The sequence below is a fragment of the Arthrobacter sp. AZCC_0090 genome (genome assembly GCF_014207375.1).
Classification (GTDB): domain Bacteria; phylum Actinomycetota; class Actinomycetes; order Actinomycetales; family Micrococcaceae; genus Arthrobacter.
On the sequence record NZ_JACHEE010000003.1, the window covers coordinates 170,182 to 190,055 of the forward strand.

Annotated in this window: 18 protein-coding genes, 1 other RNA gene and 1 pseudogene; 16 read left to right on the forward strand and 4 right to left on the reverse strand. The window is 60.8% G+C overall.

Annotation, left to right across the window (positions count from 1 at the left end; genetic code table 11):
* Nucleotides 1-79 precede the first annotated feature (79 nt).
* Nucleotides 80-2,161, reverse strand: a complete 2,082-nt coding sequence (locus HNP00_RS06055; protein ID WP_184736999.1) for an acyltransferase family protein — start codon at nucleotides 2,159-2,161, stop codon at nucleotides 80-82.
* A gap of 177 nt (nucleotides 2,162-2,338) precedes the next feature.
* On the opposite strand from HNP00_RS06055, the gene galE reads away from it, so the two are divergent.
* Nucleotides 2,339-3,373: a UDP-glucose 4-epimerase GalE gene (gene galE, locus HNP00_RS06060; RefSeq protein WP_184737001.1), complete on the forward strand. Its 1,035-nt coding sequence runs from the start codon at nucleotides 2,339-2,341 to the stop codon at nucleotides 3,371-3,373.
* Nucleotides 3,374-3,397: 24 nt separating this feature from the next.
* On the opposite strand, the gene HNP00_RS23150 is transcribed toward galE, so the two are convergent.
* Nucleotides 3,398-4,723 (reverse strand): S-layer homology domain-containing protein, encoded by a 1,326-nt coding sequence (locus HNP00_RS23150; protein WP_395893796.1) that lies wholly within the window; start codon nucleotides 4,721-4,723, stop codon nucleotides 3,398-3,400.
* On the opposite strand from HNP00_RS23150, the pseudogene HNP00_RS23740 reads away from it, so the two are divergent.
* The 15 genes and pseudogenes from HNP00_RS23740 to HNP00_RS06135 all read left to right on the forward strand — a co-directional run.
* Nucleotides 4,717-4,764 (forward strand): annotated as a pseudogene (locus HNP00_RS23740) (hypothetical protein); the annotation flags it as partial. The gene HNP00_RS23150 and the pseudogene HNP00_RS23740 sit on opposite strands and share 7 nt — an antisense overlap.
* A 948-nt stretch (nucleotides 4,765-5,712) precedes the next feature.
* Complete coding sequence (locus tag HNP00_RS06070; RefSeq protein ID WP_184737005.1) at nucleotides 5,713-6,936, forward strand: CpaF family protein; 1,224 nt, start codon at nucleotides 5,713-5,715, stop codon at nucleotides 6,934-6,936.
* On the forward strand, nucleotides 6,936-7,790 hold the full coding sequence (locus HNP00_RS06075; protein ID WP_184737007.1) for a type II secretion system F family protein: 855 nt from the start codon (nucleotides 6,936-6,938) through the stop codon (nucleotides 7,788-7,790). The genes HNP00_RS06070 and HNP00_RS06075 overlap by 1 nt, the downstream gene beginning before the upstream one ends.
* Complete coding sequence (locus HNP00_RS06080; protein WP_184737009.1) at nucleotides 7,787-8,725, forward strand: type II secretion system F family protein; 939 nt, start codon at nucleotides 7,787-7,789, stop codon at nucleotides 8,723-8,725. The genes HNP00_RS06075 and HNP00_RS06080 overlap by 4 nt, the downstream gene beginning before the upstream one ends.
* Before the next feature lie 104 nt (nucleotides 8,726-8,829).
* A complete protein-coding gene (locus tag HNP00_RS06085) occupies nucleotides 8,830-9,093 on the forward strand; it encodes a hypothetical protein (RefSeq protein WP_184737503.1) in 264 nt (87 codons plus the stop codon).
* 3 nt (nucleotides 9,094-9,096) lie between these two features.
* Nucleotides 9,097-9,519, forward strand: coding sequence for a TadE family protein (locus HNP00_RS06090; RefSeq protein WP_184737011.1), 423 nt, complete (start codon nucleotides 9,097-9,099; stop codon nucleotides 9,517-9,519).
* A 151-nt stretch (nucleotides 9,520-9,670) separates the two neighbouring features.
* Nucleotides 9,671-10,063, forward strand: a complete 393-nt coding sequence (locus HNP00_RS06095) for a hypothetical protein (protein ID WP_184737013.1) — start codon at nucleotides 9,671-9,673, stop codon at nucleotides 10,061-10,063.
* Nucleotides 10,060-10,563, forward strand: a complete 504-nt coding sequence (locus HNP00_RS06100; RefSeq protein ID WP_311770508.1) for a pilus assembly protein TadG-related protein — start codon at nucleotides 10,060-10,062, stop codon at nucleotides 10,561-10,563. Before HNP00_RS06095 ends, HNP00_RS06100 begins: the two co-directional genes overlap by 4 nt.
* A gap of 65 nt (nucleotides 10,564-10,628) precedes the next feature.
* Nucleotides 10,629-11,744: a peptide chain release factor 2 gene (prfB, locus tag HNP00_RS06105; protein ID WP_184737015.1), complete on the forward strand. Its 1,116-nt coding sequence runs from the start codon at nucleotides 10,629-10,631 to the stop codon at nucleotides 11,742-11,744.
* 163 nt (nucleotides 11,745-11,907) lie between these two features.
* Nucleotides 11,908-12,672: a cell division ATP-binding protein FtsE gene (gene ftsE / locus HNP00_RS06110; protein ID WP_184737017.1), complete on the forward strand. Its 765-nt coding sequence runs from the start codon at nucleotides 11,908-11,910 to the stop codon at nucleotides 12,670-12,672.
* Nucleotides 12,669-13,583 carry a permease-like cell division protein FtsX gene (gene ftsX, locus HNP00_RS06115; protein WP_184737019.1) on the forward strand — a complete coding sequence of 305 codons (915 nt, stop codon included), beginning with the start codon at nucleotides 12,669-12,671 and terminating at the stop codon, nucleotides 13,581-13,583. The genes ftsE and ftsX overlap by 4 nt, the downstream gene beginning before the upstream one ends.
* 2 nt (nucleotides 13,584-13,585) lie before the next feature.
* Complete coding sequence (locus tag HNP00_RS06120; RefSeq protein ID WP_395893788.1) at nucleotides 13,586-15,010, forward strand: peptidoglycan DD-metalloendopeptidase family protein; 1,425 nt, start codon at nucleotides 13,586-13,588, stop codon at nucleotides 15,008-15,010.
* Nucleotides 15,011-15,074: 64 nt separating this feature from the next.
* Entirely contained in the window at nucleotides 15,075-15,545 is a 471-nt protein-coding gene (gene smpB / locus HNP00_RS06125) for an SsrA-binding protein SmpB (RefSeq protein ID WP_028264808.1), read from the forward strand.
* 147 nt (nucleotides 15,546-15,692) lie between these two features.
* Nucleotides 15,693-16,061, forward strand: a transfer-messenger RNA (tmRNA) gene (ssrA, locus tag HNP00_RS06130).
* 139 nt (nucleotides 16,062-16,200) lie between these two features.
* Nucleotides 16,201-16,419 (forward strand): hypothetical protein, encoded by a 219-nt coding sequence (locus tag HNP00_RS06135; protein WP_184737021.1) that lies wholly within the window; start codon nucleotides 16,201-16,203, stop codon nucleotides 16,417-16,419.
* A 482-nt stretch (nucleotides 16,420-16,901) separates the two neighbouring features.
* On the opposite strand, the gene menE is transcribed toward HNP00_RS06135, so the two are convergent.
* Complete coding sequence (gene menE / locus HNP00_RS06140) at nucleotides 16,902-18,470, reverse strand: o-succinylbenzoate--CoA ligase (RefSeq protein ID WP_184737023.1); 1,569 nt, start codon at nucleotides 18,468-18,470, stop codon at nucleotides 16,902-16,904.
* Nucleotides 18,471-18,510: 40 nt separating this feature from the next.
* A complete protein-coding gene (locus tag HNP00_RS06145) occupies nucleotides 18,511-19,857 on the reverse strand; it encodes an MFS transporter (protein ID WP_184737025.1) in 1,347 nt (448 codons plus the stop codon).
* Between the last annotated feature and the right edge of the window lie 17 nt (nucleotides 19,858-19,874).

The window sequence follows — 19,874 nt, forward strand, 5'->3', positions numbered from 1 at the left end:
ATGACACCGGGGACGGTTGTTACTACTGTTGCCATTGTTTCCTATGTTACTGGAGATGGCGAGATCAAGCAGCGGCAGGTTAGCGCAGCGCTGCCGCGATCTGGGCGGTCAGAGCCCGGGCAACCGGAGTGGTGATGTGGTTGCCGTCCCGAGACATCAGCACATTGCGGTAGACGGCGGGACAAACGTCTTTGTCGCAGAGCAGGTTCACGGTATCCACGAAGGTCCCGCCATGGGCAGTGACGGCGTCCCGTTCAATTGTCTGCAGCGCCGAGCTGTAGGAGTCGGCGCGCTTCACCGCACAAGTGTCCGGATCGTTCAGATGCTTGGAGACGCAAGAGTTGGGATTCTGCGGCCAGCCGGGGTTGTCACCCACAATCACCGCTTTGGTGCCAGTCGGCAAGCCGTTCAGCAGGGACGCGAGTCCAGCCCCCCACTGTTTGTCGTAATCCGGCCCGACGCCAGGGAAGCCCTGGTAGCTGCGTTCGGAGTTCGAGATCACTACTCGGTCCGGTTTCAGCTCACGGATACGTTCCAGGCCTGCACGCTGGAACTCTTGGCAGTTGAATGGGCCGTTGATATCGGGATGTCCGGTGATTGGAAGCTGTACCGAGGGACAGGCCGATTTTGTGATCGTAATGAGCCGGAAGCCCTCCACCTCGGCAGCTTTCTTCAGGGCTGGGAACCAATGGCCTGCGTGGGAGTCCCCGAAAAGGACCACAGTCCGCGATGAGTCAAGCTTTCCGAATTCGCAGCCGGAAGCCTTGAAATCTGCTCCGTTATTGTTGCAACCATTGGTGAAAATATCGGTCAGGTCCTTGTCGACCGTGTCCAAGGACGGGATGAGCTGGGTCTGCGCGATCCAACTGCCGCTGGAGTCGACCACGGAGTCGGCAAAACCGGACAATCCGGTTCCGGGCCTGTCGGCACCGATGGTGAGCTTGCTCGAAGCCTGCGCGGACTGTAGCGACTGCTGCTGCACGAGTCCCCATCCGCCGAACGCAGTGACGAGAACCGCCGTCGTGCCTAGCGCGACTAGATACGTCCGCTTCTTTCGCGACGCAATACTTAGGGCTTGGAAAGGCTTTTCGACGAATCGGTAGGTGAGTGCTGCAAGGACGATGGCGATCGCGGCCAGGACAGCTTTTTCGCGCAGGCGAAGCGGTTCGGCCGCGAGCAATTGCGGGACGACCAGGAGCGGCCAGTGCCATAGATACAGCGAGTAGGAGATATTCCCAAGGAACAACATGGGCTTGTTGCCCAGCAATCGGTCGGCGCCGGGCGCCATAAAGCCACCGCTCCCCGAGAGAATGATCGCCACAGTGCCGAGTACCGGGAACAGGGCAACCCAGCCCGGAAATTCGAGAGTCTTCGTAACGAGAAGTGAGGACAGGACAATCAAGGCAAGTCCTGTTCCCATGAGCAAAATCCGCAACTTGCCGCTCAGCGCCGTGAGCTTTGCGGAAACGAGATAGGTCAGCGCCCCTGCTGCGAGCTCCCAGGCCCTCGTATGGAGAAGGTAGTACGAGCTTGTGGGATCCAGGTGCGAGAGCACGATGCTCAGCGCCAGGGAGACGGCAAACACGCCGCCCAAGAGATACCAAAGCAGGTGCTTGGAACGCCGCGCCTTGACCAGCACAGCAAACAGCATGATCGGCCAGACAAAGTAGAACTGTTCCTCCACCGCCAATGACCAGAAATGGATGAAAGGCGACGGTTCCGGATCGGCAAAATAGCCTGCGGTTTGGCCTGCGAAATTGAAGTTGGCCGCGTAAAGCGCGGCGGCGATCAGATCCTTGACATAACGGCCCGCTTGCAGAGGTGTCAGCAGGGTCATGACGGCGGTCCCGGAGGCCAGAAGGACCATCAGGTACACGGGAGCGAGGCGCTTGAGCCGCCGGGCGTAGAAGCCGGAAAAGGAAAAGGTCCCGGTCCGTTGCAGCTCGCGAATGATCAGGCCGGAAATGAGGAAACCAGAGATGACGAAGAAGACGTCAACCCCGACAAAACCGCCCGGAATGAAGGGTACGCCCATGTGATAGAGAAGTACTGACACGACGGCGATCGCTCGCAGGCCCTGGATGTCGTTTCGCAGCGACGTCTTCGGCGCGCTTCGGCCCAGTGGGCGTTCGAGCGTTTGTTCGGCCGTGATGGGCGGCATGAGGTACTTTCTGCTTCGGGTAGTTCGGAGCCGAATCCTTCAGGTTCCCGGCATGTGGACGACGAACGTCGCCTTCCATGGTAGTTGTTGGGCGGTAGTGTGGCACAATCATTGTCCTCAGGCAGCCAATTGCCGGGGAATGAGGATGCGTCCACCTCCCGCCCTACACTTGAGCACATGAAGGTATTGGTTACCGGCGGTGCCGGATACATCGGATCGCACACTGCGCTTTGTCTCCTCGAAGAGGGGCACGAGGTCGTGGTCCTCGACAATTTGATGAACTCGAACCCCGAGTCCCTGCGCAGGGTGGAACAGCTCACGGGAAAGAGCGTGGACTTCCGCAAGGTCGACCTGCTCGACGTTGCCGCCGTCGACGCCATCTTCGCCGAGGGAGGCTTCGAGGCCGTCATCCATTTCGCCGGCCTGAAGGCAGTTGGCGAGTCTGTCGAGAAACCACTCTGGTATTACCAGAACAACGTGGTAGGCACACTCAACTTGCTGCACAGCATGGACGCCGCTGGCGTGCGTCGCCTGGTCTTCAGTTCCTCGGCTACGGTCTACGGCGCCTCGGAGGAAGTTCCCCTCATCGAGAAGTCGCCGCTGGACGCAACCAATCCTTACGGTCGCACCAAGGAACAAATCGAGGACATTCTTTCGGATCTAGGTGCCGCGGACGGGAGTTGGAGCATCGCCCTGCTCCGGTACTTCAATCCGGTCGGCGCTCATGAGTCCGGCCTTATCGGCGAGGATCCGAGCGGCGTTCCCAACAACCTGTTGCCCTTCGTGGCGCAGGTCGCCGTCGGACGGCGCGAAAAGGTGATGGTTTTCGGGAACGACTACCCGACGACGGACGGTACCGGCGTGCGCGACTACATCCATGTGATGGACCTGGCCGCGGGTCACCTCGCTGCCTTGGGTCATCTCAGCAAGAGGACCGGCGTGTTCCGTTGGAACCTTGGAACCGGCCGGGGATCATCGGTGCTGGAAGTCATCAGGGCATTCAGCGAGGCGGCAGGCCACGAAGTTCCCTATGAATTCGCGCCGAGGCGACCCGGAGATGCCGCCATCAGCTACGCCGATCCGTCCGCCGCTCTCGCGGATCTGGGGTGGTCCGCGCGCCGGAACCTTGCGCAGATGTGCGAGGACCACTGGCGCTGGCAGAGTCGTAACCCCCACGGCTATTCCGCTGCGCACGAGGCCGCTGGAGTCTGACCCGGCCGGTTTAAGCTGCTTGTATTAGCGTCCGTGTTTGGCGTTGTAGCGGTACATGAAGGCGGCCATGGCATCACGGTTAATAGGGTTCAGGGGACGGTAGGTACCGTCGGGATATCCGTTGGTGATGCCGGTTGAGGCCAGCCAGCAGATTTCGCGGTAGAACGGGCTGGCCGGGGTGAGGTCGGTGAAAGGTGAGGTGGCCGGCGCGGTGTAGGCCGGGCTGCCGGCAAGCCGGTAGAGGAATGCGGCCATAGTATCGCGATTGACAGGGTTCAGGGGACGGTAGGTACGGTCGGGGTAGCCAGTAGTGATACCGGTTGAAGCCAGCCAGGTAATTTCCTTGTAAAACGGTGAGAAGAGCCCGATGTCGTTGAACGGAGAGATGAGCGGGGGGATGAAGGCGGGGCTTCCCCTGAGACGGTAGAGGAACGCGGCCATTGCTTCGCGGATGGTCGGTTGGCCGGGGCGGAAGGTGCCGTCCGGATAACCAGTGGTGATGCCGTTGTACGCCAGCCACGTGATTTCCGTGTAGAAGACGTAGTTGGTGGGGACGTCCGTGAACGAAGGCGGAGTCGAAGGGGCGAATGCAGTCAGTCCCCGCGCGGTGCCTAGCCCGGTGGGCCCGTCGTATCCATAGCCGGCGGTGCAAAGGTACGTAGGGGCGCACGTCCCGTTGGTGCCGTTGGCAGCATCGTTCAGCGCCCACGGGGAGCTGTAGGGCAGCTGTGCAGGGGAGATTCCTGCAGGGACAGGGCCGGCGAGGGCGTAGGCGGCGGCGATGACTGGGGCCGCTGCGCTGGTTCCGCCGAAAACCATCCACCCGCTCATCCCGCTACTGGGGGTGCTGTCATAGACCGCGACGCCGGTACTCGGGTCGGCGACTGACGCCACGTCGGCGACGGTGCGGTTCGGACAGCCTGCGTCGTGTTGCCAAACCGGCTTGGGCTCATAGGCGGAGCAGCCGCTGCCAGGTCCAGCCGCCCCGGAAGCGGCGGTTCCCCAAGCGTGTTCGGTCCAGCCCCGGACCCGGGTTGAATCGGGGGTCAAAGTGGTACCGCCGGCAGCGACGACGTTGGGTGAGGACGCAGGGTAATTCACAGTGGGCGGGGTGGTGGCGTTCGTGTAGCCGTTGTCGCCGGAACTGGCCACGAGAGGTATCCCCTGGTGATTGAAAAAATGGGCGTCGTATAGGGCGATTTCCTTGAATTCGGGGCCGCCGAAGCTCATCGACACGGCACTGGCACCGAGGCCAACCGCAGTGTTGACCGCACTACCCAAATCGGTGAGCGAATTGGACGTGGCCTCGACGAGGAGGATATTGCAGTTGGGGCAGGCCGCCGAGACCATTTGGACATCGAGCGACGTTTCCTGTGCCCACGCCGCATTGATGGGCGGAAGGGAGGCGCCGCCGTCTTGGTTCACTTTCCGAAAGCACCCTGAGGCCGAGGAACACGGAGCCTGACCGTACCTCGCCCGGTAGACCGCCAGATCAGCTTCGACGGTCGGGGCATCATACGGATCGACCACCGCTACGGTTCTGCCGGTTCCGGCGGTGAGCGAGGGCAGGCTATACGCGGACTGCAGATCCGCCGGCCCGTAGCCGGCGGGGAGAAGCTGCCCGGCAGCCAAGGGGCCTGAGACTTCATCATCGATCTCCGCATGGCACGATGCGTAGCCTGGGGGTGCGTCGCTGCATACCTTTGAATGCCGGTGTCCCTTCAACTTTGCTATGGCGGGGGCAACCGGGCCGGGCTCCGGGGTGGAGGCCGGTGCCGACGACGTGCCGGGAGGACTGTCCGCTGATCCTGCATCGGCTCGCGCAGGCGTGAAGCTCCCGGCAACCAGCAGCAACAGTGCAGCAGCACCAGAGAGAAGGCGCGGGCTGCTCAACCAGCGGTGGCGGAGGTAACCGCGCGGTGTTTTCGGCATCAGATCGTCCTTCTTTGCACCGTTTCGTGCAGGACGTCGCAAATCCGGTTAGTGGAGGCGGGAGTCGAGCGGATGCCCGGCGGTAGAAGAGCCAAACGAGGCCCGGCGATGATCAGCATTTCATATGACGGCAGTCTCTGAAACTGATGGAGGAAAGAGGACGGCTGTGACCCCCGGAGGAGAAGCACCACCACGGAAGATACCCCACCAGCGGCCATTTTTGATGGCTCATCATAACATTTTGGTGATTTGAGTGGCCAGAGTTTCATGAGTTGCCAGTGTGACCAGTGGGTGAACAGTTATCCACAATCGGCTCAAATTGACTTGGTCCCTAGTTGTTATCTCGCCTAGCTTTAACGTTGTTGGTGGTTCCGTGGCGCCTGGGCGCATCTTGTTTTGGGGGAAAGATGGATGCTTTGCGCATCGTTGAGGATGAAGTCCGCGAGCTGATTCGACGGCGTGGACTCGACCCTCTGAGCCAGGCAGTCGAGGTCCACCGGCTCGTAGAGGCGGCTGTGAGTGACTACGACGAGCGGGCCCTTCTCGGTCCGTTGCCTCCCTTGGGACATCTGGAAACTGCTCGCAAGTACGTGTTTGACGCTGTTGCGGGATTCGGACCGCTCCAGCCATTTCTGGATGACCCCACCATTGAAGAGATCTGGCTCAATGCCCCCAACGAGATCTACGTTGCCCGGAACGGCGAATCCGAACTCACCTCGGCTGGCCTCAGCGCGCAACAGGTCCGCGACCTCGTGGAGCGGATGCTTAAGAGCTCGGGTCGCCGGCTGGACCTCTCGTCACCGTTCGTAGACGCAGCCCTGCCCGATGGCTCGCGTCTCCACGTCGTCATTCCCGATGTCACCCGCCGGAATTGGGCTGTGAACATCCGCAAGTTCGTGGTCAAGGCGAGCCGGCTTGAACATCTGGTGGAACTGGGCACGTTGACGCCCCAATCAGCCCGATTCCTGGGAGCTGCGGTGGCCAGTGGGCTGAACATCCTCGTTTCGGGAGCCACCCAGGCTGGAAAGACAACCATGCTCAATTGCCTCGCGGCCAACATCGGCTCCAGGGAACGAGTTATTACAGTCGAAGAGATCTTTGAGCTCCAGCTCCCGCTACGTGACGTTGTTGGCCTACAGTGCCGCCAGCCGAACCTGGAGGGGCAGGGCGAAATTCCCCTGCGCCGACTCGTCAAAGAGGCTCTGCGCATGCGTCCGGACCGTCTCGTGGTGGGCGAGGTCCGCGAAGCCGAAAGCCTGGACATGCTGATCGCTTTGAATTCGGGCTTGCCTGGCATGTGTACTGTCCACGCCAACTCTGCCCACGACGCCGTGACCAAGATTTGCACGTTGCCGCTTTTGGCCGGTGAGAACATTTCGAGCGCGTTCGTCGTTCCAACCGTGGCATCGTGCATCGACCTCGTAGTCCATTGCAGCCGCCATGCGGACGGGAGCCGGCAAGTCACAGAAGTTCTTTCGCTGGGCCGACGCGTGGAGAACGGCATCATTGAGTCGTCCACGGTATTCGCGATGCAGGATGGTCGGCTTCAACCCAAGTCACATTCCATGCCCGCTGCGGAGAAATTCGCCCGTGCGGGCTTTGACGTTGCCACGCTCCTGGAGCACTACTGATGGCGCCGCTGCTGGGTGTTCTATGTGGCTTGGGTGTGTTTCTCATCTGGTGGTCCGCCTGGGAGCAACCCCCCATTGCCTTCAAGCAGTCCGGACCGAAACGTCTTGAGACCTTACTCCTCACCGCTGGGATCGAGAAAGTGAGCGGCAGGGGATTCATCGCGTCATGTGTGGGATTGGGTCTTTTCACCGTGTTGGTGATCTTCATCATTACAGCCTCCCTTTCGATCGCGGCGTGCTTTGGCCTGTTCGGTGCGTGGCTTCCTTTGGCCATTGTCGGCTGGCGCGCGCGCAGGCGGACAGCCATGCTGCGGGAGCTGTGGCCGGACGTGGTGGACCATCTGCGCTCGGCAATCCGGGCGGGACTTTCGCTACCCGAAGCCCTCGTTCAGCTCGGTGGCAAGGGCCCCGAGGAACTGCGGGACCTCTTCCGGGAGTTCAGTGCGGATTACCGTTCCGGCGGCCATTTCGATTCAGCGCTGAACAAGCTAAAGGAGCGCCTTGCCGATCCTGTTGCCGACCGGATCATCGAGGCGCTCAGATTGACCCGAGAAGTGGGCGGATCCGATCTCGGCCGACTTCTGGGAACTCTCGCCGAGTTCCTTCGTGAGAGCGCCAGGACCCGAAGCGAGCTTGAAGCACGCCAATCATGGACCATCAATGGAGCGCGATTGGCAGTTGCCGCTCCTTGGATCGTCCTGATGCTGCTGGCCAGCAGGCCGGAAGCTGTTGCTGCTTACAATTCCGTGGCAGGAATCAGCGTGCTCGGAGTGGGGCTTTTGGTCTCGGGGATCTGCTACTGGGGCATGCTTCGCATCGGAGCCCTTCCCGAGGACGAAAGAGTGCTCCGATGACCGCACTGACTGCTATGACCTTATTTTGCGGTCTTGCCCTGGGAGCAGGGTTGCGGCTCATCTTCGTTCGCATGCCATTCATGCGGTCCATTCCCTTCTCGGAACGCATTGAACCGCAGCTCAAGTCCCAAAACCTTGAATCCCGACTGCTTGCCTCAACCCCTGACAGCGCGCCGTTCGGCCCTTTGGAACGCATTCTGCGGCCTGTGTTTCGCGACACCGTGCACTACATGGCGCGGTTCAACTTCGGTAATACCGCGCTCAACAAGAGGTTGGCGAAGGCTGGATCAGGAAAGTCTGCGCTGGATTTTCGGGCAGAGCAACTGCTGTGGGCAGCGGGGGGCTTTGCCATTGGGGTTGTCGCCGTGATCATGGGCGTAACGGCGGGCCGGTTCAGTCCGTTGCCTGCGGTTGTCTCAGTGCTGGGTTGTGCGCTTGGTGGATTCCTCCTCCGCGACTATTTGCTCGTAATGCAGATCAAGAACAGGGAGAGACGGATACTGGCGGAATTCCCCAGCCTTGCCGAACTGATGGCACTCGCTGTGGGCGCGGGGGAGAGCGCTAGCGGCGCCCTCGACCGCGTGTGTCGGACGGCCCACGGCGAATTGGCGAAAGAGTTTGCCTTGGTGTTGGCCGCCACTCGTGCCGGCACGCCTCTGATCGAAGCGTTGCACGAGTTTTCCGGACGAACCGATCTCGGCCCGCTGGTCCGGTTCGTGGATGGAATCGTCGTTGCCGTCGAGCGGGGTACTCCTTTGGCCGATGTGTTGCGAGCCCAGGCCGCAGACGTCCGAGATACAGCCAAACGCGAGTTGATGGAAGCGGCAGGCCGCAAGGAGATCGCGATGATGGTGCCGCTTGTTTTCGGTGTCCTGCCCCTCACTGTGATTTTCGCCGTCTATCCGGGCCTGGCCGCGCTGAACCTTGGCTTCTAATGCATGATCATCAATGACCTTTTCGCATCCATCACATGGGCATTCGCTGAATGTCCATAAACAAAAATCGCATGGAAATTCGCTGCACACGGAAATGGGGAATAATGAAGAAACTCGAACGCCGCGGCCTGCCCGCATCAGGACTTTTGCTTTTGCTGCTGTGGACTCTCCTGCCGCCCGGATCAGGACCCAAGATGGTCCCAGGTGAGGGCTTGGCCCCCGGGGACGAGCACGCCGAGCGAGGCGACGTACCAGGTTGGGTCATGATCACGCTGATGTCAGCCGCACTCGTAGCGGGCTTGCTTGCGCTCGCGGGTCCGGCTCTTGAAGGGCTCTTCAACCAGGCCATGAGCAAGGTCGGAAAGTAGCCGATGCTATTCCGCAGCAGGGGAGCACAATATGGCGGCGGGGCCGGCGTGTCTCGTTGTGGCGAGCGGGGATCCGCTGTCGTGGATTTTGTCTTGGTCGGTGGGCTCCTGACGGTCTTCTTCCTTGCCATCATTCAACTGACTCTTGTGGTGCATGTGCGCAATACGCTCATAGATGCTGCCTCATCCGGAGCCCGTTACGGCACTCTCGCGGACCGGACGGCAGCAGATGCGCGTGAGCGCACCGCAGACCTGATCGGCACTAGCCTGAATGCAGAATTTGCCCAAGACATCTCGACGTCGGAGGCTAGTTTCCAAGGACTCCGCACTTTGGAGGTGACAGTCCGGGCGCCCTTACCTGTCATAGGGCTGATCGGATCGGTTCCGGCACTGGAAGTGAGGGGTCATGCCGCGATTTCCGGTTGATCTAGCCCGCGCGGGGCTTGCACGCTTCAGCGAGGCACTCTGCCTGCCACTCCGCGAGGGGCCGGACAGCAACGGCCAAAGGTGCCCCTCTGCGGCGTGTGACTCTGAGCGTTGTGACTCTGAGCGTTGTGACTCTGAGCGCGGGAGCGCAGTGGTCGAGTTCACCCTTTTGTCCCTCCTCCTCATGGTTCCGATTGTCTATTTCATCGTTACCATCGGGCAGGTCCAGGGCGGTTCGTTCGCCGTCGTTGGTGCAGCGGACCAGGCCGCCAAAGTTTACGTGGCGAGGAAAGACAACTCCGAAGGCCGTGTCGCCGCTGAACAGGCTGCGCTGCTAACCCTTGCCGACTACGGGCATTCGGCCCAGCAGGCCACCGTGAACATTGCGTGCGACCGTGACGATTGCTTGTCTGCCGGGACGGCGGTCACGGTTACGGTCAAGCTCAAGGTACCGTTGTCGATGGTGCCCTTCGGCGAGGCTCTGAGCCTGGATGCCGCGCATCTGAAGGCGTCTGCCACGCAAATCGTCGGACGGTTTCGGTGACCGGCGTTTCCCCGAACACGGAGGCGCTGAGGTCCCGCGCAAAGGCGATCGCAAAGGCCCGCCCGGAGGACAACGAAGAAGGCCAAATGATGGTCCTGACCATCGGCTACGTGGCGATTGCATTGTTGCTGGCAACGGTCGTTGCCGCGGCTTCCGCGGTCTACATAGAACACAAGAAGCTCCTCTCCATGGCCGACGGAGCTTCGGTGGCGGCGGCGGACAGTTATTCGCTTGGCCAAGTAGTAGGCGGTGCGGAAAAGCCCTCGGCCCTCCTCAGCAACGAGAGGGTTCGCAGCGTTACCGAAACATACCTTAGCCAAAACAATGCCTATTCGCGGTTCGATCAACTTGCTGTTGGACAGGACACAGGAAGTCCGGACAGTGCCACGGCTGAAGTGGTGCTCAGTGCGGTTGCCCATCCGCCAGTGGTGAGTTTCCTGCTTCCCGAAGGCATTCCAATCGAAGCCCGCTCCACCGCGCGTTCTCGACTGACACGTTAAGGCAAGCCGTCACACGTCGAGGCTCGCACGATGCCAGCCAACGGATGGCGTACTCTGGAACAACCATGGCTGAGATTGACTTTCCCGCAGAAATCCGCGCGCTTCGCTCCACCTACCGCTCCATCGAACAGGTTTCCGACGTTGAGAAGCTTAAGGAAGAGATCGCAGAACTGAGCGAGCAAGCTGGTGAGCCGAACCTCTGGGACGATCCTTCCTCGGCGCAGGTGATTACGTCCAAGTTGTCCCACCGGCAGTCGGAGCTTGAGCGGTTGAACAGGCTCGCTGACCGCATCGACGATCTCGAAGTCCTTGTCGAGCTCGGCCAGGATGAGGACGATGACGCGTCCATGGTCGAGGCCGCCACAGAGCTCGAATCGGTCCGCAAGGCCCTCAAGGAACTTGAAGTGGTTACCCTGCTCTCGGGTGAATACGACGAACGCGAAGCCGTGGTCACTATCCGTGCGGGCGCAGGCGGCGTTGATGCGGCAGATTTCGCCGAGATGCTCATGCGGATGTACCTGCGTTGGGCGGAACGTCATGGCTACCCGACCACCGTCATGGACACCTCGTATGCGGAAGAAGCGGGCCTCAAATCAGCCACTTTCGAGGTCAAGGCGCCTTACGCCTTCGGTACCCTCAGCGTGGAAGCCGGAACGCATCGGCTTGTCCGCATCAGCCCCTTCGACAACCAAGGCCGCAGGCAAACGTCTTTCGCCGCTGTCGAAGTTATCCCGCTCATTGAGCAGACCGACTCGATTGACATCCCGGACAACGAGATCCGCGTGGATGTCTTCCGTTCGTCCGGTCCTGGGGGACAATCCGTCAACACTACGGACTCCGCTGTGCGCCTGACCCACATTCCCACCGGGATTGTGGTGTCCATGCAGAACGAGAAGTCGCAACTGCAGAACCGCGCTGCCGCCATGCGCGTGCTCCAATCGCGACTCCTCTTGCTGAAGAAGGAGCAGGAGGATGCGGAGAAGAAGGCGTTCGCTGGGGATGTGAAGGCTTCGTGGGGCGACCAGATGCGTTCCTACGTGCTCAATCCCTACCAGATGGTCAAGGACCTGCGCACTGAATACGAAGTGGGCAACACATCAGCGGTGCTCGACGGCGACATCGACGATTTCATCGACGCCGGTATCCGCTGGCGCACCGGCAACCGCAACGCCGCGGACTAGGCACCGACCGCCCGATTGGGCGACACACCCTACCAAGCCTGCAATTCCGTAGCGGAGCGTGCGTATAGTCGAAGAGCCGGCGCTCAACTTCCCCCATCTAAAGCCCGTGCGCTGGCGGTTGGACTAGCTGAACGTGGCATGTCTGGCGGGGTTCTGAAGAGTCATGATCCGATTTGAGAATGTCACCAAGGTCTACGACCCCAATGCCCGTCCGGCGCTGGACGCTGTCAACCTTGAGATTGACCGTGGAGAATTCACCTTCCTCGTCGGGGCCTCAGGCTCCGGCAAGTCGACGTTTCTACGACTCATTCTGAAGGAAGACCGGGCAACATCCGGTTCGGTCTACGTCGCCGGCCAGAACGTGGCCAACATTTCAAGCTGGCGCGTCCCTAAGCTTCGCCGCGGCATCGGCGTCGTTTTCCAGGATTTCCGTTTGTTGCCGCAGAAGAACGTTTTCGCAAACGTTGCCTTCGCCATGCAGGTGATCGGCAAGAGCCGGAGCATCATCCGGGAGACCGTTCCGGAAGTACTGAAAACTGTTGGGCTTGAGGGCAAGGAACGCCGCATGCCGCATGAGCTCTCCGGTGGTGAGCAGCAGCGCGTGGCGATCGCCCGCGCCGTCGTCAATCGGCCCGGCATCCTCCTGGCGGACGAGCCGACCGGAAACCTGGACCCCATCACCTCCATGGGCATCATGGGCGTGCTCGACAAGATCAATCAAAACGGCACCACGGTGGTCATGGCCACCCACGACGACGACATTGTGAACGAGATGCGCAAGCGCGTGGTGGAGCTCCGGAACGGTGTGGTGGTTCGCGATGAAGCCAAGGCGCTCTACACCTCGATGATCCCCGTGGTGGGGGAGTCCCGCCGCCTAAAGGATGCAAGCGGTGCCGAACTCGACCGTGCCCAGGGGGGCCAGCAGTGAGGCTCGCGTTTATCCTGGGTGAGATCGGCAGCGGTCTGCGCCGAAACCTGTCTATGGTGATTTCCGTCGTGCTGGTGACCTTTGTGTCGCTCACCTTCGTCGGGGCGGCCGGCATGCTGCAGATGCAGATCAACCAGATGAAGGGTTACTGGTACGACAAAGTCCAGGTTGCCATTTTCCTCTGCAATGACTCTTCGACGGCCACTGGCTGCGCTTCGGGTGCGGTGACCAAAGAGCAGCGGGACAACTTGGCCAAGATGCTCGAATCTCCGGCAGTGAAGCCGTACATCAATGACTACCAATTTGAGTCCCAGGCCGAGGCGTTCAAGCACTTCAAGGAACAGTTCTCCAACTCTCCGATTGTTGACTCGGTGACCCAGGATCAGCTTCCGGCGTCGTTCCGAATCAACATGAAAAACCCCGAGAAGTACCAGATCATCAGCGAGACATTCTCCGCCCAGGCCGGAGTGGAGACCGTCAGTGACCAGCGTCAGGTCCTCGAAAGGATCTTTGAGTGGATGAACGGCGCATCCGTGGCGGCGATGGTGGTCGCAGGGGTCATGATCTTTTGCGCGGTCCTGCTCATCACCACAACCATCAGGCTGTCCGCTTTCAGCAGGCGACGGGAGACCGGCATCATGCGCCTCGTTGGAGCATCGAAGACCATCATCCAACTGCCGTTCATTCTCGAAGGCGTCATTGCCGCCGTCGTTGGAGCCGTGCTAGCCTCGGGGACACTGTGGCTGGTGGCCCAATTCTGGCTCAACGGAGACTTGTCGAAACAGTTCCTGAATACTCCATTTATTTCCTCGACCCAGGTACTCGTGATAGCGCCGGTCCTGATAGCGTTGGGCGGCGGCTTGGCCGGGATATCTTCCCTCCTCACCCTTCGCCGATACCTCAAGGTGTAGCAATGAATAGCAGTGATCCCCAGCGAACAGGACGGTCGATGAACCGCAAGTACCAGGCTTCCCTGCGGCTACGCATGGTGAGCGGACGTGCCAAGGTTGCCGGTTCTGTGCTGGCCATTGCACTGGCTGCGAGCTTGGGCACCGCGCCTTTGGCGCGCGCCGATGACCTCGATGACCAGCAGGCCGCCCTCAACGCGGAATCGGCTCGGGTTCAACAGTCGCTGGAATTTGTTGACGCTAACATCGCGAAAGCGGCTGGTGACCTCGTGGTCTACCAAGGCAGGCTCCCCGGAGCGCAACAGGCACTCCTCGAAGCGCAGGGCAGGGTCGCTTCGGCCGTCAAGGAAGCCGATGCACTCGCCGCCCGGGTGGATTTGGCGCAGCAGAGCAAAGCCCAGATCACGGCGCAGCTGGAGAACGACAAGCAAAAGATCACTGACACCAAAAAGCTCATCGGCCAGATCGCGGCTCAAGCATACAAATCCGGAGGTGTTCCCACGAACGTTGCCCTGCTCTTCGGATCGAACGACGGCGGCAACCTCACCGAAACCATGGACCTCGCCAACCAGGCGATGCGCAGCCAGAACGCTGCTATGACAAAATTGACGCAGCAGAGCGCCACGAACGTGAACTCCCAGGCCCGGCTCGCCGCCGTGGAACAGGAAATCCGGGATCTCAAGGCGAAAGCAGATGCCGCACTCGAGCGTGAAAAGGCAGCCCGTGATGATGCCGCTGCCAAGAAGGCGGAAGTGGACAAGCTCATCGCCGATACCACCCGCCTCAACAGCCAGCTTCAAGCAGCCAAGCCCGGGATCCAAGCCCAGCTCCAACAAGTGAAGGCGATGCAGGACTCCGTCGCTGCAGAAATCTCGGAGCGGGATCGCAAGCTGCGTGAAGCATGGTTGGCCGAACAACAGCGACTGGCCGCAGCTGCGGCGGCTGCCGCACAGGCCCAGGGCCAGGCCCCGCAGCCCTACGTCCCACCAGCGAGCAATCCACGCTCGAACTTCGGCCTGATCCACCCGGTACCCGGGAATATCCCCATCACCTCGGGGTTCGGTTGGCGCGCGACGCCGCCTGGAACCATCGACTTCTACGGCCAGGGCGGCTACATGCACACCGGCATCGACTTCGGTGCGCCTTGCGGCACCCCGGTGTATGCGGCCGCGGCTGGCACGGTCTTTTCGGCCGGCTGGGGGAACGACGGCGGTGGCAACCGGGTCAAGATCTCGCACGGGGTCATCAATGGCGACTCCCTGACCACCATTTACTACCACAACACCAGCGTGGTGGTTTCTTCCGGGCAGCAGGTGAGCCAAGGCCAGCTCATCGCTTACTCGGGTACAACGGGTAACTCCACTGGTTGCCACGTGCATTTTGAAACTTGGGTAAATGGTCAGGCTGTAGATCCTATGAACCTTCTATAGCCCACGCGGCAGGCTTCCGCTGGCGTAGACTAGTGGGATTCTTCGACAACCAAGGAGTTCTACCGTGCCCAAGGAAAGTGGCCGTAAGGTAGTGGCCACCAATCGCAAGGCCCGGCATGACTACCACATATTGGATACCTATGAGGCTGGAATCGCCCTCATGGGAACTGAAGTAAAGTCTTTGCGTGAGGGCCATGCCTCCATGGTCGATGGCTTCTGCACCTTCTACAACGACGAGTTGTGGATGGAAGGAATCCATATCCCCGAATACAACCAGGGGAGCTGGACCAACCATGCCGCCCGACGTCGTCGCAAGCTGCTGCTTCACCGTGAGGAACTCAACAAGATTTCCGGCAAGATCCGCGAAACGGGCTTGACGGTAGTACCGCTCCAGCTGTATTTCCTAGATGGACGCGCCAAAGTCGAGATCGCTCTGGCTCGAGGCAAGAAGGACTACGACAAGCGACAGACCTTGCGTGAGCAGCAGGACAAGCGCGAATCGCTGCGCGAACTGCGCGAGCGAAACCGCCGCTAGTTCAGTAAGGATCCATCAGCGGGTGCGGTAGGGGCGTGTCCCGGAATGTTCCGGTGCCGCTGTGCGTTATGATGATTAACCCGGCAGGAAGTGTTGCGTGGTTGCTCTTGGGCAATCGTGATCCTGGAGGGATTGATAACAAAATACGGGGATGATCGGTTTCGACGATGTTAGTCGCGACAGGTGAAGCGGGCCGAGGATGCAGAATTATCTCGTAAACGCTGTCTGCAAACCAATAAGTGCCAATTCTAAGCGCACTGACTTCGCTCTTGCTGCCTAAGCAGTAAGACAGTCCGTCAGCCCGAGGTTGCTATTGCCCCGGATCCTGGCGTCATTTAGATAGCCACTGCTGTTTGCCTTCGTCATCGAGGCAAACGGGACTCTTAGATGACTGGGCCCGGATCAGCTACTTGTTCGCAGGATAGCTGGGGCCGAGAAAATCCGACGCGAACTGCGCCCGGAGAAGCCCTGACAACACGACATCGGACGGGGGTTCAATTCCCCCCATCTCCACCCTTGTGATGAGTCGAGACATCCTTCACGGATGAGTCGGGTCATCGGTTACACCCCGGTCTTCGGACCGGGGTGTTTTTCTTTGTCTGGCCTGGTAGTCGCGCCGACTCGCTGCCTGTTTTCGGTGGTCTCAGGATTCCGGATGCTGAGGCCCCGGTTCGTCGCCCACCTCGTCGATGTCCTGGGGGTTTCCAGTGTCCTGGTCGCGATCTTTGGCAGCGCGTTTGCGATCGGTCAGCGCCTGTCGCTGGCGTCCAAAGACCATCACGGCCGCTACTACGGCTGCTCCAACAAGCACCATCACGACCCAGATCCATTGTTGCCCGTCCAAGTTCGCCCCCAATCCCAGCACCTCGGTTAAGCCCGGCATTGCTACGAAAGGCCCGTGCCCCGGCGGCCTAGTCCGGGAGGCGGACCGAGTACGGAGTCAGTCCTTGTGCCTACTTAGTCGATGCACCGATCGTGGTTCTTGAACAGTGGGCAGTCCATCCACCCATCCACCTTGTATTTGTCCTTGAATGTGGGCGCTAGCAAGCTGGGTCAGAATCAGCCTCAACGTCATCATGATTTGCCCCAATTCCTGATGGTTGCGGATGCCGCTTTACGCTCTGGGCCCATCCGCAGTCTGGACTCAGTCACGAAAATCATGCCCGTCCGTCTTGGCATGGACGCTAGGGGCCAGAGTAGAAGTGTGGATAGCTGCTGTCGCGAGTGGTCAATACTTGTTTTTGGGATTTCCTACGCGTCACCCGTAGCGACGCCGCCGTCGCGGTGGTTAACCAGTTGTGCGTTGCGAAGCCGCCCGGCTGGTGCTCAATTCCGAGAACGCCCGAAGGCGGTATGTCAGGAAACGGTGCTCCGGCGGAGTTCGCTCTTGCGGATCTTTCCGCTGGCCGTTCGCGGCATGTCGTCGACGAACACCACAGTCTTCGGGATCTTGTAGCGCGCCAGTTTGCCGGCTAGGTGTTCTTTGAGTTCGTCCTCTGTCAATAAGGCTCCTTCGCGGAGGACCACCACGGCGCGCGGCACCTCTCCCCACTTCTCATCCGGCACGCCGATGACTGCCACGCTGCCCACGGCGTCGAGTTCACTGATCGCTTGTTCCACCTCGGCGGGATAGATGTTCTCGCCGCCCGAGATGATCATGTCCTTGAGCCTGTCCGAAACGAAGACGAATCCGTCAGCGTCCTTATAACCCATGTCTCCGGACTTGAACCAGCCGCCGTCTTCATAAGATTCAGCCGTTGCCTCGGGCTGCCCCCAGTATTCGTGGATGACGTTGGGGCCTTTGATCTGGATTTCCCCGACTGTGCCCTGCCCGGCAATCCCCCCTGCGACGTCGGCGATCCGGACGTCGCTGAAGAAGTGCGGGAGCCCCGACGAACCCGCCTTGTCCCGGGACCTGGCGGCGGGCAACGTGGTGGCGCCCGGCGCCGTCTCGGTCATTCCGTAGCCCTTAGAGAAGCGCAGTCCGCGTGCCTCGTACGCTTCCAGGACGCGCATCGGAACTGCCGATCCGCCGCAGGTCAGCTTGTTGAGAGAGCTAAGGTCCGACGTCGGCCAGGCCGGATGCTCGCAGAGCATCTGGTAGGTGGTGGGCACTCCGCTGATCGTGGTGACGTGGTGCTGCTCGATGAGTTCCAGGGTGTGTTGGGGATCGAACCTGGATTCCAGGACGACGGTTCCGCCTTTGAGGAGCGTAGGCAACACTCCCATATCGAGCGAGGCGACGTGGAACATCGGCGAGATCATCAGGGCCACGTCGGCGGAGGAGAAATCGAAGTCGACGATCACGTTGATGCAGTTCCACGTAATGTTGCCGTGGGTCAGCAGCGCCCCCTTCGGTCGACCGGTCGTGCCGGAGGTGTAGAGGATCATGGCCCCGTCGTCGAGCCCTACTTCTTCGTCCAGATGCTGCGGCGCCCCCGAGGCGACGACGTCCTCATAGTCTTCCGCCGCCGTCGTGCTCCCACGTCCGCTGTCGCCGGAAGCGGCGGTACCCTCGCCCGGGAAGGAGTCGCCGACGACGACGCGCCGGCTCACGCAGGTGCCTTCCGCGCCGCTGGCCGCAAGGCCGTTGAGGCTCGCCGAGTGGATCAGCGCAACGGCACCGCAGTCCGCAAGCTGGAAGGTGATTTCCGGCGGCGCCAATCGCGTGTTGAGGGGTACGAAGATCGCCCCGAGCTGCCCACAAGCAAAAAGCGTTTCCAGGAAGGCAGGATGGTTTTCACCGAGATAGGCCACCCTGTCGCCCTTGGCAACACCCCCGGCTTTGAGGGCGTTGGCTAGCCTGTCCGATCGTTCCGCAAATTCCTCATAGCTGAGTTGGCGGTCTCCGGAGACCAGCGCAATCTTGCTGCCGGACTTCGGGCGGCGACGCTGCAGCCACGAACCGATGCCAAAATTCTCCATGACGGTCCTTTCTTATTCCCAAGCTAGACCTTTCCCGGCCTCACGGCCGGAGGGCCTGCAAATCGTTGTTCTTCGATTCCCGGGTCAACAGGATGAAGATGATGGAGACCACGGACATCGCAGCCAGATAAAAGACCACCGAGCCCGTATTCTGGCCCGAGTCCTTGAAGATCTGGGCCACGATCCCCGGCGTGAATCCCGCACCGAGGAGCGTGGCGAGCTGGTAACCGAGCGAGGCTCCCGTATAGCGGGAGGTGGTGCCGAACTGCTCGGACACGAATGCCGCCAGCGGCCCGAAAAGGGTTGAGTGGATCATCAGGCCCACGGTGAAAGCGATGAATATCAGGAAGACGTTGTTCGAGGACAACAGCTGGAACATCGGAACCAGATAAGCGATGAAGAGCACGAGTCCGCCGATCATTACCGGCCTCCGGCCCAGCTTGTCCGAGAGCCTGCCGCCAAGGATCACGAAGGCTATGGAAATGAAAGAAGCACCGGCGAAGGCGTACAGCACTCCTTGGCGGTCGGCGCCCTTGGAGACGGCGAAGGTGACCGCGAACGTTGCCAGCACCACTTGGAGGGCAAAGCCGGCGGCCCCGGCCAGCATGGTGAAGATGAGGGTCTTGGGCCGGCGCAGCACCTGAAGGATCGGGATGACGGGCCTCGCGGCGCGGTTGTCCGCGTTCCGAGCCGCCCGTTCCTGTTCGATGGCGGCTTTGAAGATCGGGCTCTCCGAAACCTTGAGACGGACGAACATGCCCACTGCCAGCAAGGCGAACGAGAGCAGGAAGGGAACGCGCCAGCCCCAGGCAAGGAACTGGGAGTTTGGCAGGGCCGAAAAGACGCCCATGATGAGGGTTCCCAGCACGGCGCCCGACGGGGCTCCGGCATTCACGAACGAGGCCGCGAAGCCGCGCTTCCCAGACTCGGAATGCTCCAACGCCATCAAGGCGGCTCCACCCCACTCACCGCCCACGGCAATCCCTTGGAATACCCGGAGCACAACAAGTAAGACGGCACCCCACGGTCCGGCCACCGAGGCATCAGGGACCAACCCGATCAGCGCAGATGCCAGGCCCATGACTAGCATGGAGACGATGAGCATGCCCTTTCGTCCCAGCTTGTCGCCGAAGTGCCCGAAGATGACGCCACCCAACGGACGGGCCACGTATCCTGCGGCAAAGGTTCCATAGGCTGCCACCACTCCCACCCAGTCGTCCATTCCCGAGAAGAAGACCTTCGGGAAGACCACGGCTGCGGCTGTGGCATAGAGCAGGAAGTCGTAGTACTCGATGGTGCTGCCCAGGTAGCTGGAAGCAATGACGGTGCGTGCTTCCTTGCGCCGCGTGGCCGCGTCCATGGATTGAAGCTGCGATATTTGGGACATCGTTGTTCCTTAAGGCA

Bases quoted from the DNA above. Each gene is read 5' to 3' on its own strand.
- HNP00_RS06055 (WP_184736999.1), bottom strand. From the start codon at position 2,161: ATGCCGCCCATCACGGCCGAACAAACGCTCGAACGCCCACTGGGCCGA.
- galE (WP_184737001.1), top strand. From the start codon at position 2,339: ATGAAGGTATTGGTTACCGGCGGTGCCGGATACATCGGATCGCACACT.
- HNP00_RS23150 (WP_395893796.1), bottom strand. From the start codon at position 4,723: ATGGTCTCGGCGGCCTGCCCCAACTGCAATATCCTCCTCGTCGAGGCC.
- HNP00_RS06070 (WP_184737005.1), top strand. From the start codon at position 5,713: ATGGATGCTTTGCGCATCGTTGAGGATGAAGTCCGCGAGCTGATTCGA.
- HNP00_RS06075 (WP_184737007.1), top strand. From the start codon at position 6,936: ATGGCGCCGCTGCTGGGTGTTCTATGTGGCTTGGGTGTGTTTCTCATC.
- HNP00_RS06080 (WP_184737009.1), top strand. From the start codon at position 7,787: ATGACCGCACTGACTGCTATGACCTTATTTTGCGGTCTTGCCCTGGGA.
- HNP00_RS06085 (WP_184737503.1), top strand. From the start codon at position 8,830: ATGAAGAAACTCGAACGCCGCGGCCTGCCCGCATCAGGACTTTTGCTT.
- HNP00_RS06090 (WP_184737011.1), top strand. From the start codon at position 9,097: ATGCTATTCCGCAGCAGGGGAGCACAATATGGCGGCGGGGCCGGCGTG.
- prfB (WP_184737015.1), top strand. From the start codon at position 10,629: ATGGCTGAGATTGACTTTCCCGCAGAAATCCGCGCGCTTCGCTCCACC.
- ftsE (WP_184737017.1), top strand. From the start codon at position 11,908: ATGATCCGATTTGAGAATGTCACCAAGGTCTACGACCCCAATGCCCGT.
- HNP00_RS06120 (WP_395893788.1), top strand. From the start codon at position 13,586: ATGAATAGCAGTGATCCCCAGCGAACAGGACGGTCGATGAACCGCAAG.
- HNP00_RS06135 (WP_184737021.1), top strand. From the start codon at position 16,201: ATGCTGAGGCCCCGGTTCGTCGCCCACCTCGTCGATGTCCTGGGGGTT.
- menE (WP_184737023.1), bottom strand. From the start codon at position 18,470: ATGGAGAATTTTGGCATCGGTTCGTGGCTGCAGCGTCGCCGCCCGAAG.
- HNP00_RS06145 (WP_184737025.1), bottom strand. From the start codon at position 19,857: ATGTCCCAAATATCGCAGCTTCAATCCATGGACGCGGCCACGCGGCGC.